The following is a 19,915-nucleotide window of genomic DNA, read 5'->3' as shown; positions in this document are numbered from 1 at the left end:
GACCATCTTTTGAAGATAGATTTGATCAAATGCAAAACCATTAATATGGTTTGACTCTTACAGATAGTTTTCAATAAAAAATTCTGGAAGCGTTTATAAGCAGTCCTAGACCTCATAATGATAGATTCAAGTTTGAATACTTGTACCAATCAAGCCAAGAGGCACAAAAAAAGGAACAAGCGAAGGCTTGTTCCTTTCATTCCTAATTCCTCATACCGAAGGTTTACCACGCAATCCCGTAGTCGTCTCCGTAATTGCTGGCGCCTCCCCAGAACGTGCCACCGTGTTTCCAGTCGATCCAGATAGCCGTGATCGGACCGGAAGTTTTGGTCCAGAAGTCCATTACATAGCCGCGCTTGAGCAGGTCTTTCCTCACCCAATCCGGAGTGTCTTCTCTCAGGGTAATCGCTCCCGGCTTGATCTCATGGTCTCCAAAACTGCTTTGCATCTGGTAGGAGTTGAAATTGGCCGCCTCTACGGCCTCCTGCACATTCATGTCAAAATCAACCACATTGATCAAAAACTGCAAGAGGTTTTGATCCTGTGAATCGCCACCCTGAACCGAAAATGCGAGGTAGGGCTTTCCGTCTTTCATTGCCATACTTGGAGTCAAGGTTACCCGTGGTCTTTTGCCTGGCTCGGGGAGATTGTAAGGGTTCAGATTTTTATCCAGAACAAAACTTTGCATCCGTTGGGAGAGTCCCACGCCTGTATTACCAGCGATCACTGCCGGTATCCATCCTCCTGAAGGGGTCACGGAGACTACCCAACCCTCGGCATCTGCGGATTGCACGGAAGTCGTTCCGCTTTGGAAGTCGTTGAGGAATTTTTGATCCACAGTGGAATTGATCTCAGATGGATTCAATTCAGCCACAGCTTCTTGATTCTTTTTCAGCAAATCCAGATATGGGTTGGTTTCGCCTTGGAATGGATAGGGGTCACCTGCGGTGATTGACGGATCATTGACATCTCCGATCAGTTTGGCTCGTGCTTTTGCGTAGTCTTTTGAAAGAAGGCCTTTCATGGGTGACTTGACAAAGGCTGGATCGCCATAGTAGAAATCCCTATCGGCAAACGCCAAACTCATGGCTTGATAAACGGTGTTGATGTAATTGGCGGAATTGTAACCCATGGATCGGAGGTCAAAGTTTTCCAGAATATTCAGGGACTGGAGCAAAGCCGGTCCTTGGGTCCATTCCTGAAGTTTGTAGACGTCGACTCCCCGATAGTTGACATGAAGGGGTTCTTCGATTTTTACTTTCCAGTTGGCCAGATCCGATTCGGTGAAAAGCCCGCCTTGCTCGCGTGTTCCACGGACGATTTCCTTGGCGATGTCTCCTTTGTAAAATCGATCATATGCCGCGTAAATGGCTTCTTTTCGGCTTTTTCCTGCTTTCAGCGCCGCCCGCTCGGCTTCCACCAGTTTGGATAAGGTCTGGTATAAGTCTTCCTGAACGAAAATTTCTCCTGCTTCGGGAGCTTCCCGCTTTTCACCCAAATGAGGAAGAAAAACCTTTTTGGAATATGGCCATTCTTTAATTCGTGCCTTTTGGGTTTCGATTGCATTTGCAGTTTGGGCTTCGATTGGATAGCCTTTAGCCAAGTCCATCGCAGGCTTAAGAATTTGCTCCAAACTCAGTTTACCATACTCTGCCAGCATCGTCATGATGCCTCCGGGTGTACCGGGAGTTGTCGCTGCCAAGGGACCAAACTGTGGTGGGTAATCCATTCCTTGGGATTTGTAGAAATCCACAGTAGCACCAGTTGGGGCCACACCCATGGCATTGATCGCGATGACTTTTTTGGTGTTTGGATTGTAAATGAGTGCTTGAGTTTCTCCACCCCAGGAAAGCACATCCCACATAGTGGACGTGGCTGCAATCATCGCACAGGCAGCATCAACAGCATTTCCACCCTGTTGGAAAACCATCGCTCCTGCGGTAGCTGCAAGCGGTTTTCCGGTGATGGCTACCCAGTTTTTCCCATGAAGGATGGGGCGGTTATTGGGGGTTGTTCCTGCACCAAGTCCGGGGAGACCTTGTCCATGGGAATTGAAGGTGAGCAGGATAAATGCGAGAAGTAGGAGTTTCTTCATATTTGGGTAATTGGTGATTTAATTTTTCTCATCCAGCAGCTGATCCATGATTGGGACGAAACCTGGAAACTGGGAATTGTAAAAGGTGAACATTTGGAAAATGGAAGTTCTGTCCTTAAGGTCGATACCGTTGGCATTCACAAAAGCTTCAATTGCTGCCGCTTGGTCTCCAAAGATTTGGAAGAGTTCCTTGCGTTTTTTTGGAACCTCAAAGAGATCCTTTCCCTTCAGGTAATAATAGACATTCCGTTTGATGATTTGATCATTTCGGTTTCCGACCATCAGTGCTGTATTGTAATTGGATTCTTTGAAAATTGCCATCGTGCGCCGCATCAGAGGCAGTTTTCCCTCGACCAAAACTTCGAAAAAACCCGAAATCGGCACGTTGTCTTCTCTGAAGTCCATGCCGTTGACAAAATACCTTGGCACCTGATAGCTACTGTCCATCCAGACAATGTTTTGGATACGCAAGCCGGGCACGGTGGTGACTTGACTGCTTTCCGGTTCCCACAATTCAAACAGATTGGAGTTGATGTTGTACCGTACCCTAAAGCCTTCCAGGACCGTTTGTTCCCGATAGAGGAGGATGGAGGCAATGTTCCATTTGTTGTCGAGGTAGAAATTTCCTTCGACTTTTTTGGGCTCTGGTGGAATTCCGTAAAACGTATTTCCGATGAAATTGGGCCTCTCCACCAGCAATCGGCTGACATTGGTGGCACGGATGGTTTTTTGCAAGGCAGAGCCGGTACCTTCACTTCCAAATTTGACCAGGAAAATGTTACCCAAATCCAGGTCTTTGTCCAGTTTGATCACCTGCTCATAGGTATTGTATCCAGGGTAGTTAATAGCGAGAGTGTATTTATCTGAAAGGACCTTTTCCATCAGAAAAATTCCTGCGCCATTGCTAAGCCCTCCATAAGGTGTATTGCGGAGGGTGACAGATGCACCATCGATAGGTTCTTGAATGTCAAAGTCCATAATTCTTCCTTTTAACCTGAAGTTTTGGCCTTGGAGCATTAAAGGGGCCCAAAACATCAGGAGCAACAAGAGAAGTCCAACAATGCGGGGAAAAGTCATGGTAGCGATTAGAATCGGTAAGTAATATAGGCCAAACTTGGAATTGATGCCAATTGATTTGTTTTTCCATGAAAGGAAAGGAGATCAATGGCTTAAGGATTGGCTTTCTATGCATTAAGGGCGTATATTTACCGACATCGGTAAGGATACCGACACCTTTTTACTCTCGTAAATCACCTTATAATTTGGATTTTATAACATTCAACTTCGAGCCAGCTCTTCAGGAGGGGCTCGATGCAATGGGTTTTGATCAACCCACTCCGATTCAGGAAAAAGCAATTCCTGTCATCATGGAAGGAAAAGATTTGATTGCTTGCGCACAAACCGGAACCGGAAAAACTGCCGCTTTTGTCCTTCCTATCCTTAACAGAATTTCAAAATCAGGTGCAGGGACTCTGAATACCCTGATTTTGGCACCCACCCGTGAACTTGCCATCCAAATCGATCAGCAGATTCAGGGCTTTTCCTATTTCCTTGGAATCAGTTCCGTACCCATTTATGGTGGAGGAGACGGGATTGTATGGGAACAACAAAAGAAAGCCCTGGAAACCGGTGCTGAAATCGTCGTGGCTACTCCGGGTAGATTGATTGCTTTACTTGCTGGAGGAAAGATGGACCTTTCTTCTTTGGAACATTTAATTCTGGATGAAGCTGACCGGATGATGGATATGGGCTTTTCGGACGATATTCTCAAAATCGTCAATTACCTGCCTCAAAACCGCCAGACAATTCTATTCTCGGCGACTATGCCTGCAAAAATTCGGCAGTTCAGCATGAAGATTCTGAACAAGCCTGTGGAGATTTCCATCGCACTCGGAAAAACTGCAGAAGGGGTTACTCAGAGTATGTACTCTGTCTACGACACCCAAAAAGAAGACTTGGTAAGGCATATCCTTTCCCAAAAGGCCTACGAGGCTGTGATTATCTTTTGCTCGACCAAAGACAAAGTAAAAGCCTTGCATAAGGTTCTTAAAAAAGGCTTTGATGTGGAAGCTTTTCACTCTGATCTCGAGCAAGTGGAGCGGGAAAATATTATGTCAGCTTTCAAGAATAAAGCTGTAAAAATCCTGATTGGTACCGATATCATCTCACGTGGGATCGATGTGGTAGGCATTGAGTTGGTAATCAATTACGATACGCCGGGCGATCCTGAGGATTACGTACACCGTGTCGGTCGTACCGCAAGAGCGGACAAAGAAGGCGAGGCAATCACGTTTGTCAATCCAAAAGATCAGCACAAATTCGTGAGAATAGAAAACCTGATCGGAATGAAAGTGACTCAAAATCCCCTTCCGGAAGGATTTGAGCGAGGACCTGAATACCTTGGAGAAAAGGCGAAAGCTTCAGGTTACGCAGGAACTCCTGCACCATCCAAAAACAAGAAGAAAAAGAAAAAACCAAATAGACCTCAGGGAGGGGATGCTCCTAGACCCGATCAACCAAGACCTGAGCAACCAAAATCCGAGCAACCCAGGCCGCCTAAGCCAAGACCTCAGGCTCAGCAACCGGCTTCAGCTGAATCAAAACCCACTCAACCCAAGGAATCCAGTCCATCAAAATACGGTCAAAGAAAGAATGTGATTGATTGAGTTTCCCAGCCATCTTTTGGTATTTGTGAAGTACTTCAGGTATCTTGAAGTACTTTTCATTTTTATATCCAGCGCTATGCAAACTGTAAAACTCAAATCCAGAGGCCCATTAGTCTCTTACCTTCAGGAGCTTTTAGGCAAACTCGGCTATCAGATTCCAACTACGGGTTATTTTGGTGAAATGACCGATTCCGCAGTGAGGGACTTTCAGGAAAAGAACAACCTCGTCGTAGATGGGGAAGTAGCCATCAAGACCTGGACAGTTTTGATTGACAAAACCCGCCCAGCTTTGACTTTAGGTGATAAGTTTCTGGGAGAACAGGATCTGAAAGCCTTTGCCCTAAAGCATCAACTCGAACTACCTGCCGTAAAAGCAGTGAATGAAGTGGAAAGTAGTGGGAAAGGTTTTTTGGTGGATGGACGACCAAAGATTCTATTCGAAGGACATATTTTCTGGCGACAGTTGGAGGAAAGAGGTTTTAATCCAAGGTTGATTTCAAATCCTTCCAATTTGGATGTGCTTTATTCCAAATGGACCAAGGCCCATTATCTGGGAGGAACCAGAGAATATGATCGCTTGGAGAAAGCCGCTAACCTGCTGCCTGATCCTAAAGTAAGGGAAGCCGCTTTGGCTTCAGTTTCTTGGGGAAGTTATCAAATCATGGGTTTCCATGCGAAAAAGCTTGGCTATCCTTCGGTGCAAGGTTTTGTGGATGAAATGTACCTCCATGAACGAAACCAACTGGAAGCATTTGGAAGATACATTTCAGCGTTCGGATGTGTTACCCATCTCAGGAATAAAAACTGGGCAGGATTTGCCAAATGCTACAATGGTCCTGCCTACGCCCAAAATAAGTACGATATCAAATTGGCCCAAGCCTATCAAAAACACCTCAGTCATCCATGAACGTAAAAGAACTTAATCAGCTTTTTCAGCGGGATTTGGATAAACTTGGCCAGGAGTTGATGGGCTATCCGGATGAAAGCAAGCTTTGGATTGTTGATCAGCAAATCTCCAATTCGGCCGGAAACCTAGCCCTACATCTTTTTGGGAACCTTCGTCATTTTGTTGGGATGGATTTGGGTGGCGTGGCCTATGTAAGAAACAGGGATCGGGAATTTGAAGCAAAAGGCGAACCTCGGGAAGCACTGATGGAAGAATTGGCTGAAGTGAAAAAGATCGTCGAAGCTGCTTTATTGAATCTGGATCCCAGCCGGATGGGAGATATGTCGATTCATGCGTTTTTCGGATATCCGATGTCCATTGGATACTTTTTGGCCCACCTTTACGGACATTTTAACTACCATTTGGGGCAGATTAATTACCACCGTAGACTCCTGGGAAACTGATCAAGTAGGTAGAATTCACTTAATCGGAGGACTCGTTTGCAACTTTTTTATCCAACAGAAATACGACCAATCCCAGCCCCAGAATTCCCAATCCAGCCAGACTTTCCACCGGTCTATCCCAAAACAGGTATACCAACACTGATGTGCTGAATGTCAGATAAATAAGCTGAAGCATGGGTTTATACGGAGTTTTAAATCCGTTTTCCTGTTTGATCCGGAGTGAGGAATAAACTGTGATGGTTCCCATCAACTGCAGCACAAAGCCCGCGTACAGCATCACCTGTTCGAATGAACCGGAAAGGAAAAGCGCTAAACTAATCAGGGTATTTAAGACGATCGCCCGCACAGGAATTCCATTGGGGTTTACCTTTGCCAAGGGGCGCCAAAGCCGGAAATCTTTTGCCATCGCATAAGTGATTCTCGGGCCTACCCAGGCATAGCCGGAGATGGTCGCGATCAGCTGAACAGCAATGAAAAAACTGACCCACAGTGCGCCTCTTACGCCGAACAGGTTTCCGAATACAATATCTGCTACCTGAACTTTGCCGGAAAGCTGATCTACTGAAGCATGTTTAAGCAGGACAATTTGGAGTAGAATGTAAACCACCATCACCAACATGGTGGCCCAGATCAGTGCTTTGGGAAGATTCTTTCTAGGCTCATCCACTTCTTCAATGATGTAAGCGGCAGAATTCCACCCGGTGTATGCATAGAAGACATAGATGAGCGAAACCGCAAAGCCAGGCATGAATACCTCCTGCTTCCAGGAGGAAGAAAAATCAAATGCTGAAGAGTCGATCCGAGGAGCAAATGCAAATCCCAAAAAAATCAAAGCCAACACAAAACAGATTTTAATCAGGGTAAGAATATCCTGGAAGTAGGCTGATCTACTTACCGAGAAGGCATGAGCAACAGGAACAGCTAGCAGGAAAAACAGACCAGGTAGGATAGTTTCTCCTAGCATCGGACTGAGGTAGTCATTCATGGCCATCGCAGCAATTGCGATCGGTGCCGAAAATCCAACTGCTAAAGAAACCCAAGCATATAAATAGCCAACAGAGGGATGGATGGTTTCGGAAAGAAAAATGTAATCGCCTCCGGTTTTTCGAAAGTGAGTTCCGAGTTCAGCATAGACCAAAGCTCCGATCAAAGCCATTCCACCACCTAAGGTCCAAAGCAAAATAATGGACCAGGTATTTTGGACTTCTGCCAACTGAAATCCTAAACTGGTAAAAACTCCGGTTCCGATCATATTTGCGATGACAAGACCGGCAGCGGTTTTCCAGGAGATTTTAGTGAGTGAAGGCATCTTCCGTCAAAATAATGGATTAGGTAAAACAAAAAAAAACACCCCGGAAAAATCCGGAGTGCTTTCCTACAAATAAACTTGAAATCTTAGTTTTTTACAGCCTCAAACAGATCGATGGTTGTGGCTTTCACTTTTTCTTCGAAAGCTTTCCAGTCTCCGTTCATAAATTCATTGACCTTTGCAATGGCCTCTTCTGCAGATTCTTTAGCTTGGGTGTACAGCCTTTCTTCGGTTGCTCCCGGAGCACCGTAACTTGAACTTGCATAGCTGCGCGGTACAAACTGACGAGTCATGGTTGTAGGGTAAAGGTTTCTCACAATACCCTGACCTTCTCTTTTTGGACCGTTAAATGCTTCCCGAGTGGCATCAAGTTTTTTCTTGATGTCTTTAGAGGCAGCTTCAAGGGCTTTAGCTTCCTCCGTTTTTATATCTTTGATCAAGGCATTGACTTTGTCGATGACTTTCTGTGCTTCATCCAATTTCTTGGTTGCTGCACTTACTTCAGAGGAAAGCGCTTCGTTCTTTTTCAGGAATGCTTCTCTAGCCTGAAGGTTCGCCAGTTGGGCATCGATTCTTGGATCTGCGCTTACTTTGATGGAAGTTTCTGAAGATTCTCCACCGTATTCAAAAACTACTTTATAGGTTCCCGGAAGTGCATCTCCACCACTTGGCTCAAAGAAACCGGTTCGGCGTCCGCCACCACCTTGGCCACCACCGCCACCAAATCCACCGGTCATTTCTGACGTAGATTTGCGATCGAGGTTCCAGATGATGCGGTTAACACCTTTTACCGGTAGGGTTTTCAAAGTTCTGATCTGCTCTCCGGATGCATTGAAGATTTTCACCGTAACAGAGTCGAGTTTTTCCTTTTCGTCTTGGATCAGGTAGGAAAGTCTGCCTCCAAAAGGTCTGTTTTCACCAGCATATTTTGCATTAGCGGCAAAACGCTCCCCATGTGGTTGCTGAATTTCTGCCTGATAAGCATCCGGTGCTGGGAAAGCAACTACTTTTCCTGCGGGGGCTTTTCCTCCATTTTTAGCAAAGGCACGAAGTGGACGAATGTCATCCAACACATAAATCGCACGGCCAAACGTACCGATTACCAAATCAGCTTCTCTTTCCTGAATGGTCATGTCATAGGTAGATACTGCCTTTGGATAGCCGTGCTCCCATTTGTTCCATGTTTTTGCTTTGTCAAAAGAAACATACAAGCCGTATTCCGTACCTAAAAACACCAAGTTTGGCTCCTCGGTATCCTGCTTGATGGAAAGGGTATATCCCCAAACTTTGCTGTCGTCAACGATCCTGGTAAATGTCTTTCCATAATCAGCGCTGTGGTAAGCATAGGCTGCAAAGTCATTGTTTCGGTAGTTGTTGGCTACAACCCAAACTTCCCCTGCATTGTATTTGGAAGCCTGCACTTGTGGGATCCAAGAAGCTTTAGGAAGTCCTGTCAACTTGGTTGCAACGTTGGTCCAGGTCTTTCCTCCGTCTTTGGTTACCTGAAGATTGCCGTCATCAGTTCCTACCCAAATCACATTTTTATCCACTGGTGATGGCGCAATGGCAATAATGGTGGTATGGTTTTCAGCACCGGTAATGTCGTAAGTCAATCCTCCCGTAAACTGCTGACGCTGCTTAGTTGTATCGTTGGTAGTCAAATCAGGAGAAATGATTTCCCAAGTTTCACCGGAATCGGTGGATTTATGCAAAAATTGAGAAGCATAGTAGACGGTGTTCTCATCGTGTGGGTCCTGAGCGATAGCCGCATTCCAGTTGAACCTCAGGAAGACATCTTTGTCCGGATGTGTAGGACGGATGGTTCTGTTGTGCCCGGTGAGTTTGTCAAATCTGCTCACGTTTCCACCTTGAGACATGGTGTAGCCATAGCGGGAATTGGCTGGATGAGATACAACGTCAAAACCGTCACCGAAGGAAACTTCCTGCCAGTAGGTATTGCGGATTCCGTCTACTCTCCAATTGTAAGCCGGACCCGTCCAGCTGCCGTTATCTTGCATGCCTCCATAGACATTGTAAGGGAGTTCATTGTCCACATTGATGTGGTAAAACTGACCCACAGTAAGGCCTTCAGCAAAGAACCAGGTCTTGCCCATGTCTCTTGAGATGTTCAATCCTCCGTCATTTCCATCGATCAACAAACTTGGATCGTTGGGATTGATGTACCAGGCATGGTGATCCGGGTGTACTCCCTCGTATTCCAGCAATTGTCTGAAAGTTTTTCCACCATCCTCGCTGATACCCACTCGGGAATAGAGTGTGTAGATACGGTTTTCGTTTTTCGGATCTGCATAGATTTCAAAGTAGTAGAAGGGACGATCGCCTATTTCCGCGTTGGTATTCAACAGGCTGAATTTCTCTCCTCCGTCTTCAGAAACATAAAGTGCATTTTTGGAAGATTCGATCAAGGCATACACCTTGCTGCTGTTTGCTTTGGAAATGGCAAGACCCATACGACCCAGATTTCCTGTTGGAAGTCCATTTTCTTCAGCAGTCAGTTTTTTCCAATTATCTCCACCGTCTTGCGTGACATATAGGCCTGAAGACGCTCCGCCTGATTCAAAAAACCAAGGATAGCGTCTGTGTTGCCACATGTTGACAAAGATCTTGTTAGGATTATTGGGATCCATGATCATTTCACCGACACCGGTTTTTGCATCTACATATAAGATTTTCTTCCAGGTTTTGCCACCGTCGGTAGTTTTGTACACGCCGCGGTCTTCTTGCTCACCCCATGGAGAACCGATAGCTCCTACAAATACGGTGTTAGGATCGTCAGGATGAACAATGATTCGGTGGATGGCACGGGTTTTCTCCAATCCCATCAGCTGCCAGGTTTTGCCGGCATCGAGAGAACGGTAGACGCCGTAACCCATATTGAGGGAGTTTCTGGGGTTTCCTTCACCAGTTCCTACCCAAATGATATTTGGGTTTTTCTGATAGATGGAGATGGCACCGATGGAGTGTACTCGTTCATTGTCAAAAATCGGCTCCCAGGTAATCCCTCCCGAGGTAGATTTCCATAGGCCACCGGATGCAGACCCGGCGTAAATGATGTTTGGGTTTTCATGGATGGCATCGATTGCGGTAATTCTTCCGCTCATTGCTCCTGGTCCAATGCTTCTGGCTTTCATGGACTTAAACTGATCCATGTTGACCTGCTGAGCTTGGATTCCCAAGCTGAACAAAGCCGCCACAATCAAAAGGTAGATTTTTTTCATGTGTTTAAAATTGATTTTTTAATAGCACATGGAATCTCTCATGGTTGATATCCATCTCTCTTCGATGGGATGTAATCATGCTCGATTTCACGTGTCTAAGGTGGTTTTCATTTTGTTCTCAAATAAGTCAAAAAGAATGTAATGTGGAGTAGATTTTACTCCAATGGAATACGGGTTTGGTTTTTCTGTTCCTTCATTTTATGACGGCTGGTTTGGGCTGAGTAGATGATTTCTTTTTCTTTAGGGAAAAATTAAATGATATGCTTAAAATTTCGATGAAGCCTGTTTTTGGGCTTTTTCTTTTGATAGTTGCTTTTACAGTTAATGCCCAGAACGGGCGGTTTCAGCAAGCAGTAGATTACAAAATGGATGTCAAAATGGATGTCCAGACCAATCAATACACTGGAATTCAGGTTCTGAAGTACACCAACAATTCCCCTGATACGCTGAACCGGGTTTTTTATCACCTCTACAACAATGCCTTTCAGCCAGGCAGCATGATGGATGTCAGATCGCGAAGCATTGCCGATCCAGATCGAAGGGTAGGGGATAGAATTTCCAAATTGAAACCTGATGAAATCGGATATCTCCATGCTAAAAGCCTCAAAATGAACGGTAAGCCAGTTGCTTATCGTGAGGTAGAGACGGTCTTGGAGGTGAATTTGAATGAACCGATATTACCTAATAGCACGGCAGTCTTTGAAATGGAATTCGAAGGACAGGTGCCATTACAAGTAAGAAGATCCGGCCGTGATGGATCTGAAGGCGTGCGATACTCCATGGCACAATGGTATCCCAAAATGTCCAACTATGACGAGCAGGGCTGGCATGCCAATCCCTATGTAGGTCGCGAATTCTATGGGATTTTCGGAGATTTTGATGTAAAAATCACCATTGATAAAAGCTATGTGTTGGGCGGAACAGGGTACCTCCAAAACCCAAATGAGATCGGCCACGGCTATGAAGATGCCGGTGACAAAGTTGCTCCGTCAAAAGGAAATACCTTGACTTGGCACTTTGTTGCTCCCAAGGTTCATGACTTTATGTGGGCTGCTGATCCCAGGTATAAGCACGACAAAGTGGAGATGCCAAACGGAATCACGGTACATCATTTTTACATTCCAGGAGAAAAAACCAGTGAAAACTGGGAAAAGCTAAAGGAATACACGCCAAAAGCAATTGACTTTTTATCAAAGAATTTTGGGCAATATCCTTATAAGCAATTCTCCGTGGTACAGGGGGGAGATGGTGGAATGGAGTATGCCATGTCTACTTTGATCACCGGTGAGCGACCTCTTTCGAGTTTGGTGGGAGTGATGGTGCATGAGCTCGCGCACAGCTGGTTTCATGGGGTTTTGGCTACCAATGAATCGCTTTATCCTTGGATGGATGAAGGATTTACGAGTTATGCAAGTAGTCTCACTATGTCCAATATTTTCCAACCATCCTCCAATCCTCTGGCAGGATCGTATTCAGGATATTATCGGCTTGCGAAATCAGGATTGGAAGAACCAATGTCAACCCATTCGGACCACTACCACACCAATCAGGCGTACAGTGCCGCAGCATACTCAAAAGGTGCGGTTTTCCTGGCTCAGCTGGGATATGTGATCGGTGAGGAAGTCAGAAACCGGGGAATGATCCGCTATTTTAATACCTGGAAATTCCGTCATCCCAATGACAATGACTTTATCCGGGTAATGGAAAAGGAAAGCGGAATCGAATTGGATTGGTACAGAGAATATTTTGTCAACTCTACCAAGACGATCGATTATGGAATAAAAGGAGTGAGGGCAAGCGGTGAAAATACGGAGATTACCCTGGAGCGAATAGGCTTGATGCCCATGCCTGTTGATTTGGTGATCACTTACAAGGACGGAACCTCTGAAACAATTTATTTGCCTTTGGAAATGATGAGAGGGGAAAAAGCTCCCGAAAAAGGCCTTCCTGCACGAATTCATACTGAAAGTTGGCCTTGGACTAGCCTCAGCAAAACTTTGGTAATCACTAAAAAGCTGGAAACAATAAAGTCTGTTGAAATCGATCCAAGCAAGCGAATGGCCGATCTACAGCCGGAAAATAATAAAGTGGAGTTTTAAGGCTCCACTTTTAGGATTGAACCAAAGAAAAAAGGTGGCTAAAAGCCACCTTTTATTTTGTTTGGATCAACCGGCGTTTTTCTTATCCTGAACTTCGGTACGGATTTCCTGTGCAAGGTTTTTCAACTCTTGCATTCCTTTACGTACTCGGGTACCAGCTGCCTGATTACCCTTCTCATAGAACTTTTCGAAATCACCTTCAAGGCTCATTACAAGATTTTTTACTTCACTAAATCTGCTCATAGTAAAAGTTTATTTTATAGGTTGATGATAAGTTTATTGTGACTCAATATAGCCCAAATACTTACTAATTCAATCCAGAGGCCTTTTTTTTTAATTTTTTTTTATTCTCCGAAAGAAAGAGCCAGCTCTGAATTTTTATAAATCCCGGAAGCCAATTTGTCTTTCACCGCTGCGAAAGCTTTCACGGTCTCATCAACATCCGAAAGGGTATGTACTGCAGTTGGGATTAATCTCAAGATAATCATGCCTTTGGGTACTACTGGGTAAATTACTACTGAACAGAAGATCCCGTAATTTTCTCTCAAATCCATAGAAAGTGCCGCTGCTTCACCTACAGTCCCATTTAGGACTACAGGGGTTACTGGTGAGTTTGATTTTCCTGTGCTGAATCCATTTTCATGAAGGCCTTTTCTCAAGGCATGCACAATTTTCCAAAGATCGTCTTTCAGTTCAGGCTTGCTTCTGAGCAATTCCAGTCTTTTCAGGGCACCTTCCACCAGTAGCATAGGAAGGGATTTTGCAAAAATCTGGGATCTCATATTGTATCTCAGGTAGAGAATCACATCAGCGTCACCTGCGATAAATGCACCGATTGAAGCCATTGACTTGGCAAATGTGGAGAAGTAAAGGTCGATTTGATCTTGGATTCCCTGCTCTTCGCCTGTTCCTGCACCGGTTTCTCCCATGGTACCAAAACCATGTGCATCATCCACCAACAGTCTAAATTCAAATTTCTTCTTCAGCTCGCAGATCTCTCTCAATTTACCCTGATCCCCGGTCATCCCGAATACTCCTTCGGTAATTACCAGAATTCCTCCTCCGGTTTCTGAAGCAAGTTTGGTCGCTCTTTCGAGCTGCTTTTCGCAGCTTTCGATATCGTTGTGTGGGAATACGTAACGCTTGCCCAAGTGCATTCTTAAGGCATCAATGATGCAGGCGTGACACTCGGAATCATAAACTACCACGTCATTTCTGTTGAGGATCGCATCGATCACTGACATGATGCCTTGGTAGCCATAGTTCAATAGGTAGGATTTTTCTTTGCCAACGAAAGCCGCCAGTTCATCTTCCAAGTGCTCGTGAAGATTGGTCTGACCGGACATCATTCGGGCTCCCATCGGATATGCCGCTCCCCATTTGGCAGCAGCATCGGCATCCGCCTTGCGTACCTCCGGGTGATTTGCCAATCCCAGGTAATTGTTCAAGCTCCAAGTAAGAACTTCCTTGCCCTTGAATTTCATTCGGGGAGCAATTTCACCCTCCAATTTTGGAAATGACCAATAGCCGTCCGCAAACTCAGAGTGTTTGCCCAACGGGCCCATATTCGTTTTTAATTTTGCAAATAGATCCAAAGTAGTTTGAATTTAGTGTTTATGGGAACAATGACTTCTCATTAAAATCGGCCAAAAATAAGACTATTATACCTTTGAAGCAAAAAACAGTTTTTATCAAAAAGGACTATCCTTAAAGCTCAGAATTATTTCCTTATTTCGCTTCCGGTCTTACCGCCTTGCCCAAGAAAACTTTAGAGAATTATGCCAAAAATCAAGAAACTTTTGGTCGCCAATAGAGGCGAAATTGCACTTAGAATCATGCGTACAGCCCGAGAAATGGGGATTTCGACAGTTGCTGTTTATTCGGAGGCCGACCGGATTTCTCCCCATGTCAAGTTTGCCGATGAGGCCGTATGTCTAGGACCACCACCATCCAATCAGTCTTATTTGCTTGGAGACAAAATTGTTGAGGTCTGCAAATCGCTCGGTGTGGACGCCATTCATCCTGGTTATGGATTTCTTTCGGAAAATGCTGAGTTTGCCAAAATGGTTACCAATGCCGGTTTGATCTTTGTCGGACCATCTCCACAATCAATCGAAGTAATGGGCTCAAAGCTGGCAGCTAAGCAGGCTGTCGCCAAATATGATATTCCATTGGTGCCAGGTACGGAAGAAGCCATCTCAGACATCTCAATAGCCAAGGCAAGAGCGCAGGAGATCGGTTACCCCATTTTGATCAAGGCTTCAGCAGGCGGAGGAGGAAAGGGAATGCGGATCGTCGAATCCGAACAGGAATTTGAAGAACAAATGCAGCGTGCGGTGTCCGAGGCAGTATCTGCCTTTGGGGATGGGGCTGTTTTTATCGAGAAATTCATTACTTCTCCAAGACATATTGAAATTCAGGTGCTCGGAGATCAGTTTGGAAACACCGTTTACCTGTTCGAGCGGGAATGTTCGATTCAGCGTCGTCACCAAAAGGTTATCGAAGAGGCGCCGTCTGCGGTGGTTTCTCCGGAAATGCGTAAAGCCATGGGTGAAGCGGCTGTTGGTGTAGCCAAAGCCTGTGATTATTATGGCGCGGGAACTGTGGAATTCATAGTGGATGACCAGTTGAATTTTTATTTCCTCGAAATGAACACCCGACTGCAGGTAGAGCATCCTGTCACTGAAATGATTACCGGCAAAGACCTCGTTCGCGAGCAGATCATGATCGCGGAAGGTAATCCACTTTCATTTGCTCAGGAAGATTTGAAAATCAATGGGCATGCGGTGGAAATACGGGTATATGCCGAGGATCCCAAAAACAACTTTTTGCCGGACATTGGAAAATTGGTGACATATCGTAGACCGCAGGGACCTGGAATCCGAGTTGATGACGGATTTGAAGAGGGGATGGACATTCCGATTTATTATGACCCGATGATCGCCAAGTTGATCACCCATGGTGAAAACCGACAGGATGCAATCGACCGAATGATCCGTGCAATCAATGAATACCGGATTACCGGTATTCAGACCACGCTGGACTTTTGCCGTTTTGCTTTGCAGCATGGGGCCTTTACCTCCGGTCAGTTTGATACCAAATTCGTAGAGCGATATTTCACTCCGGACAAACTGGAGCCGGTTTTTACGGAGGAGGAAAAGGAATTACTGGCAGCTTTAGCTGTAGAATTTTATAGCAAGGAGGAAAACCGGATAAATCCTACCCTTGCCCTCAAGGAAGTCCCATCCACTCACTGGAAAAACCGATTGATCTGATGGCTGAGATATTACCGCTCAAAGCCTGGCGATATGCCGAAAAACTGTGTGAAAATCTGGAAGAACTGACTGCGCCGCTTTTCGACGTGGTGTCAGCAAGGCAGCGGGAAGTGCTATATGAAAATCCACTCAACAGTATCCACCTTTCGGTACCCCAAGGTGAAAATCCAGCAGAAAATGCCCGCTTGACCTTGGAAAAATGGAAGAAGGACCAAGTGCTGAAACAGGATTCCTTGCCGGGAATTTATGTCTACTACCAATATTTTCGCTTGCCGGGAGATCAGGAGGAGCGTTGCCGAAAAGGCTTTATCGCACAAATCAAGGCATACGATTGGGAAGATCAGGAAATCCTTCGCCATGAAAGCACGATTGTCTCTGCGGTAAACGACCGGATTGATTTGTTGCGGGCTACTCAGATTCAGGCAAGTCCGACCCATGGACTTTATGAGGATGAAAGCAATGAGCTGGAAAATTACATGGATGCGGCGATGGCCTCACCCCTCTATGAAGTAGAGGATTATCAAGGGGTACGGGAAGTTTTGGCCGTGATCCATGATGCCCGGGTTATTTCCAGGTTTTTGGCTGTTTTGAAAGAAAAGAAAGTGATTTTGGCTGATGGGCATCACAGGCTAGAAGGGGCAATTGAATACCGGAAGCTTCAAAAGAATTCATTTCCCGAAGCCAAATGGAAAGGCTCAGATTACCACTTAATGTACCTAACCAATGTGCATGGGAATCACCTGAAAATCCTTCCAACCCACCGCTTGTTTTATGGACTGAAGATGTCCGAGCAGGAGCTATTTCAACGAATCCAGGAATGGTTTGATGTTCGAAAAGTTGGAGATGCTGAAGAGTTGGAAAATTACACGTTCCAGAGAAAATGGTCCTTCGGATTGATTTTTTCGGATGAAGCTTATGTAATCAAATTCAAACTGGATCGGTTTGAAGAAGTCAGGCGGGATATTCCTGAGGTTTTGAGAGGCCTTGATTTGGTGATTTTGCATGACATTCTATTTGAGAAAATCCTTGGATTGGACTCCGAGGAGCAACGAAATTCCGATCAAATGGCTTTTGAGCGTAATTTCTCCCGATGTCTTCGGGAAGTAAGAGGAGGGAAGGCCAGTTTTGCAATTATCACCCGTGAAATAGAATTGCAGCAGGTTTTGGAAGTTTGTAAATCAGGAGCAGTGATGCCTCAAAAATCTACTTACTTTTATCCAAAAGCATTGGGTGGTTTGTTGTTTGGAAGTATAAAGCAGGAAGAATTTGAGTATGACTATGGAGCCTTTTTTGAGCAAATTAAAAAGTAGAAGAATTATTTTGGCATCCAATTCACCCAGAAGACAAGAGCTTTTGAAGGGGCTCGAGTTGGATTTTGTGGTAAATGTCAACCCAATTGATGAGTCAGTTCCGGATGATTTGCCTGCGGAATATGCAGCAGCTTATTTGTCCAAACTTAAAGCTGAGAGCTATCCGGAACCGTTGGCAGAAGAGGATATCCTGATCACCTCAGACACCATTGTAATCCAGAAGGGTCGGATTTTAGGCAAGCCAACGACCGAAATGGAGGCCTTTGAAATGATCAAAAGTCTGTCCGGTACCACTCATACGGTCATGACGGCTGTGACTATCAAGGATCTGAAGAAGCGTGTTACGATCGAAGATGAGGCAAAAGTGACCCTGAGATTTCTGGAAGAAGATGAGATTTGGCACTACATCCGAAACTATAAGCCCTTCGATAAGGCGGGTTCCTATGGAATACAGGAGTGGATCGGTTTCGTGGGAGTCAGCAGTATCGAAGGCTCCTATTTTACCGTAATGGGCTTTCCGCAGCACTTGGTATATCAGCATCTCAAAAAGTGGTAAACTAATTGAAAATGCACAACTGAAGCAGAGTCAATCTGCTTTATGTTTTATAGTGGACACAGGTGTCCGATTTTGAGTCACTTTAATCTTGCTGAATGCCTTTTTAAGCAATTTTGAGCACTTTTTCTGCTTGGCATCATAATAGATTGGATAGGAGTAAATATTTATTCCAACCAACTGTTATTCATCAATGAAATCAAGCATGACTCAGGAGACAAATCCTCCGATAGCCCTGACATCCTGTATAGGGCATGCGAGATTCCATGTGGCCTTTTAAAATCAATTACTATCACATGAAAAAATTAATCGTATTCGATGTGCTCTTTGTCCTCTTAATGGTAGGAGGTATTGCTTTCGAGGAGGAAATTAAGCCCGGATTTTTTGACGCGGCTAACAAAAAATTGACTCAGACCTCTGATTCCTTTTTTGGGATTTTTGAAAGCAAAGCACAAGGCATATCTGACAAATCGGAGGAAAAAACTCAGGAGGGAAGTTTCCAGCCCTCTGAAAAAAATGAAATCCTTCAGGTTACCATTTTTGAGTCTATGGAGCTTCAGGCCCCTGAGCTAGTCCATTCCAAGGATGGAAAGATTGCTTTTTTCATTCATGGGAACACAGGGAGTTCTTCCTTAAAGTCCACTTTCGATTCGTCAGGATTCGAAATGGATCAAAAAGTTCTGTTGAACCATCTCAACTTTGAACCAAGAGAGGGAAATCCTCAAGAGGTTTATAATGAGAATGATTTTTTAATTCAGGTTAAGTGTGAAATTCAGAAACTCCAAGAAGTAATTCGAAGGTCTAACAGTTGAATTGGATTCTGCTCTTGAGATGAAAAAATGGTTATTGGAAATTGAATTCAATAAAAGGACCGGAGCTGCCGGTCTTTTTTTTTGCTAGATTAAGTTTCTCCCTAAAAAAGGATCAATCAGGGCTCCGTTTACCGCTTCGGGATTTGCCCTTAACCAATCCAAGGGCTCCAACATGGGTTCATCGGAAAGATCAAACGTGCCAAAATGCATCGGAATAAAGTTTTTCCCTCCCATGTCCCTAAAAGCCCGGGCAGCATCCATAGGACTCGTATGCGCAGGATGCATAAACCACTCCGGTTTGAATGCACCCACACCCATCAAGGCAAAGTCAGGACTTCCAAGAGTATCGGAGATCAATTTGAAATGGGGGCCATAGCCGGAATCTCCCATGAAATATATGGTCTTGTCACTGCTTTCGATGTAATAACCTCCCCAAAGGCGTTGGTTTGTGTCCATCAACCCTCTTCTGGACCAATGCCGGGATGGAACGTAGGTGATCCGAAGGGATTCGCTGAGTGCATAAGACTGAAACCAACCTGCTTCCTGAATCTTATTTTTTGGCATCCAAGGCTGCAGAAGTGGGGTCATATTCAACCCTGTAAGGATTTTTGCATCGGGCAAAAGGCCCCCTAGTAACTTTAAGGTGGCTTCATCACAATGATCGCGATGATCGTGGGAAATCAAAATGTAATCCACGTCACGGATTTGCTCGGGAATAATGGGGAGTACCGAATTACGCTTGAGCACCCAATTGTCCAGCCAAACCGGGTCAATTAAAATGGTGACTCCTCCGATATACAACAGGTAACTCGCATGTCCAAGCCAGATCAATTCATCTTTTCCGTTGGGTTGGAATGTTCCAATTTTCTCCACATCCAGTCGTCTCTTGTCCGCCTTTTTCTCTTCTTCCTGTGGATTTTTATTCAGTTTCCACTTCAGGACAGCAGCGAGACTTGCCTCGAAAGGATGATATAGATTTTGAAAAGTGCCATCGCTGAGTTGAGGTGTGCCCTTCCAGTTTTCAGGTGTTTTGTCGTAAGGAAGCTTGGGATTGAATGTATGACTCAAAGTAGGCGTGTCGTTAAAATTTGTGTTTGAAAGCAAGATTCCAGCGGGAATCATTCCCGCTAAACCTGTTAGGAAAGTTCTTCTCTTCATGGGGAGATCTGATCAGGTAGAAAACCTGATTTTCAGCTAAAAAGTTGCC

15 protein-coding genes are annotated in these 19,915 nt (G+C 44.9%); 8 read left to right on the top strand and 7 right to left on the bottom strand.

Annotation, left to right across the window (positions count from 1 at the left end; all coding sequences use genetic code 11):
- Positions 1-223: 223 nt before the first annotated feature.
- Positions 224-2,095: a gamma-glutamyltransferase family protein gene (locus D0X99_RS10335; RefSeq protein ID WP_119477749.1), complete on the bottom strand. Its 1,872-nt coding sequence runs from the start codon at positions 2,093-2,095 to the stop codon at positions 224-226.
- 18 nt (positions 2,096-2,113) lie between these two features.
- The gene (locus D0X99_RS10330; RefSeq protein ID WP_119477748.1) at positions 2,114-3,172 is read right to left on the bottom strand and encodes a carboxypeptidase-like regulatory domain-containing protein; all 1,059 of its coding nucleotides are present in this window, start codon (positions 3,170-3,172) and stop codon (positions 2,114-2,116) included.
- A 185-nt stretch (positions 3,173-3,357) separates the two neighbouring features.
- Here D0X99_RS10330 and D0X99_RS10325 point away from each other — a divergent pair, with 185 nt between their 5' ends.
- From D0X99_RS10325 to D0X99_RS10315, 3 genes are all read left to right on the top strand, one after another.
- Entirely contained in the window at positions 3,358-4,761 is a 1,404-nt protein-coding gene (locus D0X99_RS10325; protein WP_119477747.1) for a DEAD/DEAH box helicase, read from the top strand.
- A 76-nt stretch (positions 4,762-4,837) separates the two neighbouring features.
- Positions 4,838-5,668: an N-acetylmuramidase domain-containing protein gene (locus tag D0X99_RS10320; protein ID WP_119477746.1), complete on the top strand. Its 831-nt coding sequence runs from the start codon at positions 4,838-4,840 to the stop codon at positions 5,666-5,668.
- Complete coding sequence (locus tag D0X99_RS10315) at positions 5,665-6,111, top strand: DinB family protein (protein ID WP_119477745.1); 447 nt, start codon at positions 5,665-5,667, stop codon at positions 6,109-6,111. Before D0X99_RS10320 ends, D0X99_RS10315 begins: the two co-directional genes overlap by 4 nt.
- Positions 6,112-6,130: 19 nt before the next feature.
- On the opposite strand, the gene D0X99_RS10310 is transcribed toward D0X99_RS10315, so the two are convergent.
- Entirely contained in the window at positions 6,131-7,420 is a 1,290-nt protein-coding gene (locus tag D0X99_RS10310; protein ID WP_119477744.1) for an APC family permease, read from the bottom strand.
- Positions 7,421-7,506: 86 nt separating this feature from the next.
- On the bottom strand, positions 7,507-10,659 hold the full coding sequence (locus D0X99_RS10305) for a VPS10 domain-containing protein (protein WP_119477743.1): 3,153 nt from the start codon (positions 10,657-10,659) through the stop codon (positions 7,507-7,509).
- Positions 10,660-10,919: 260 nt separating this feature from the next.
- On the opposite strand from D0X99_RS10305, the gene D0X99_RS10300 reads away from it, so the two are divergent.
- A complete protein-coding gene (locus D0X99_RS10300; protein ID WP_119477742.1) occupies positions 10,920-12,758 on the top strand; it encodes a M1 family metallopeptidase in 1,839 nt (612 codons plus the stop codon).
- A 66-nt stretch (positions 12,759-12,824) separates the two neighbouring features.
- Here D0X99_RS10300 and D0X99_RS10295 read toward each other — a convergent pair whose 3' ends face one another.
- Positions 12,825-13,001 (bottom strand): histone H1, encoded by a 177-nt coding sequence (locus D0X99_RS10295; protein ID WP_119477741.1) that lies wholly within the window; start codon positions 12,999-13,001, stop codon positions 12,825-12,827.
- Between the two features lie 101 nt (positions 13,002-13,102).
- Positions 13,103-14,353 (bottom strand): aminotransferase class I/II-fold pyridoxal phosphate-dependent enzyme, encoded by a 1,251-nt coding sequence (locus D0X99_RS10290; RefSeq protein WP_119477740.1) that lies wholly within the window; start codon positions 14,351-14,353, stop codon positions 13,103-13,105.
- Positions 14,354-14,536: 183 nt separating this feature from the next.
- Here D0X99_RS10290 and accC point away from each other — a divergent pair, with 183 nt between their 5' ends.
- From accC to D0X99_RS10270, 4 genes are all read left to right on the top strand, one after another.
- Positions 14,537-16,033, top strand: coding sequence for an acetyl-CoA carboxylase biotin carboxylase subunit (gene accC / locus D0X99_RS10285; protein WP_119477739.1), 1,497 nt, complete (start codon positions 14,537-14,539; stop codon positions 16,031-16,033).
- The gene (locus D0X99_RS10280; RefSeq protein WP_119477738.1) at positions 16,033-17,343 is read left to right on the top strand and encodes a DUF1015 domain-containing protein; all 1,311 of its coding nucleotides are present in this window, start codon (positions 16,033-16,035) and stop codon (positions 17,341-17,343) included. The genes accC and D0X99_RS10280 overlap by 1 nt, the downstream gene beginning before the upstream one ends.
- Positions 17,324-17,899, top strand: a complete 576-nt coding sequence (locus D0X99_RS10275; RefSeq protein ID WP_233553695.1) for a Maf family nucleotide pyrophosphatase — start codon at positions 17,324-17,326, stop codon at positions 17,897-17,899. The genes D0X99_RS10280 and D0X99_RS10275 overlap by 20 nt, the downstream gene beginning before the upstream one ends.
- A gap of 293 nt (positions 17,900-18,192) precedes the next feature.
- Positions 18,193-18,708, top strand: coding sequence for a hypothetical protein (locus D0X99_RS10270; protein ID WP_119477736.1), 516 nt, complete (start codon positions 18,193-18,195; stop codon positions 18,706-18,708).
- 84 nt (positions 18,709-18,792) lie between these two features.
- On the opposite strand, the gene D0X99_RS10265 is transcribed toward D0X99_RS10270, so the two are convergent.
- A complete protein-coding gene (locus D0X99_RS10265; RefSeq protein ID WP_119477735.1) occupies positions 18,793-19,866 on the bottom strand; it encodes an MBL fold metallo-hydrolase in 1,074 nt (357 codons plus the stop codon).
- Positions 19,867-19,915: the final 49 nt, after the last annotated feature.

This window comes from Algoriphagus lacus (assembly GCF_003583985.1).
In the GTDB taxonomy this organism is placed as follows: Bacteria; Bacteroidota; Bacteroidia; order Cytophagales; family Cyclobacteriaceae; genus Algoriphagus; species Algoriphagus lacus.
Note: the sequence above shows the minus strand (reverse complement) of the source record. Positions and strands in the feature narration are given on the sequence as shown.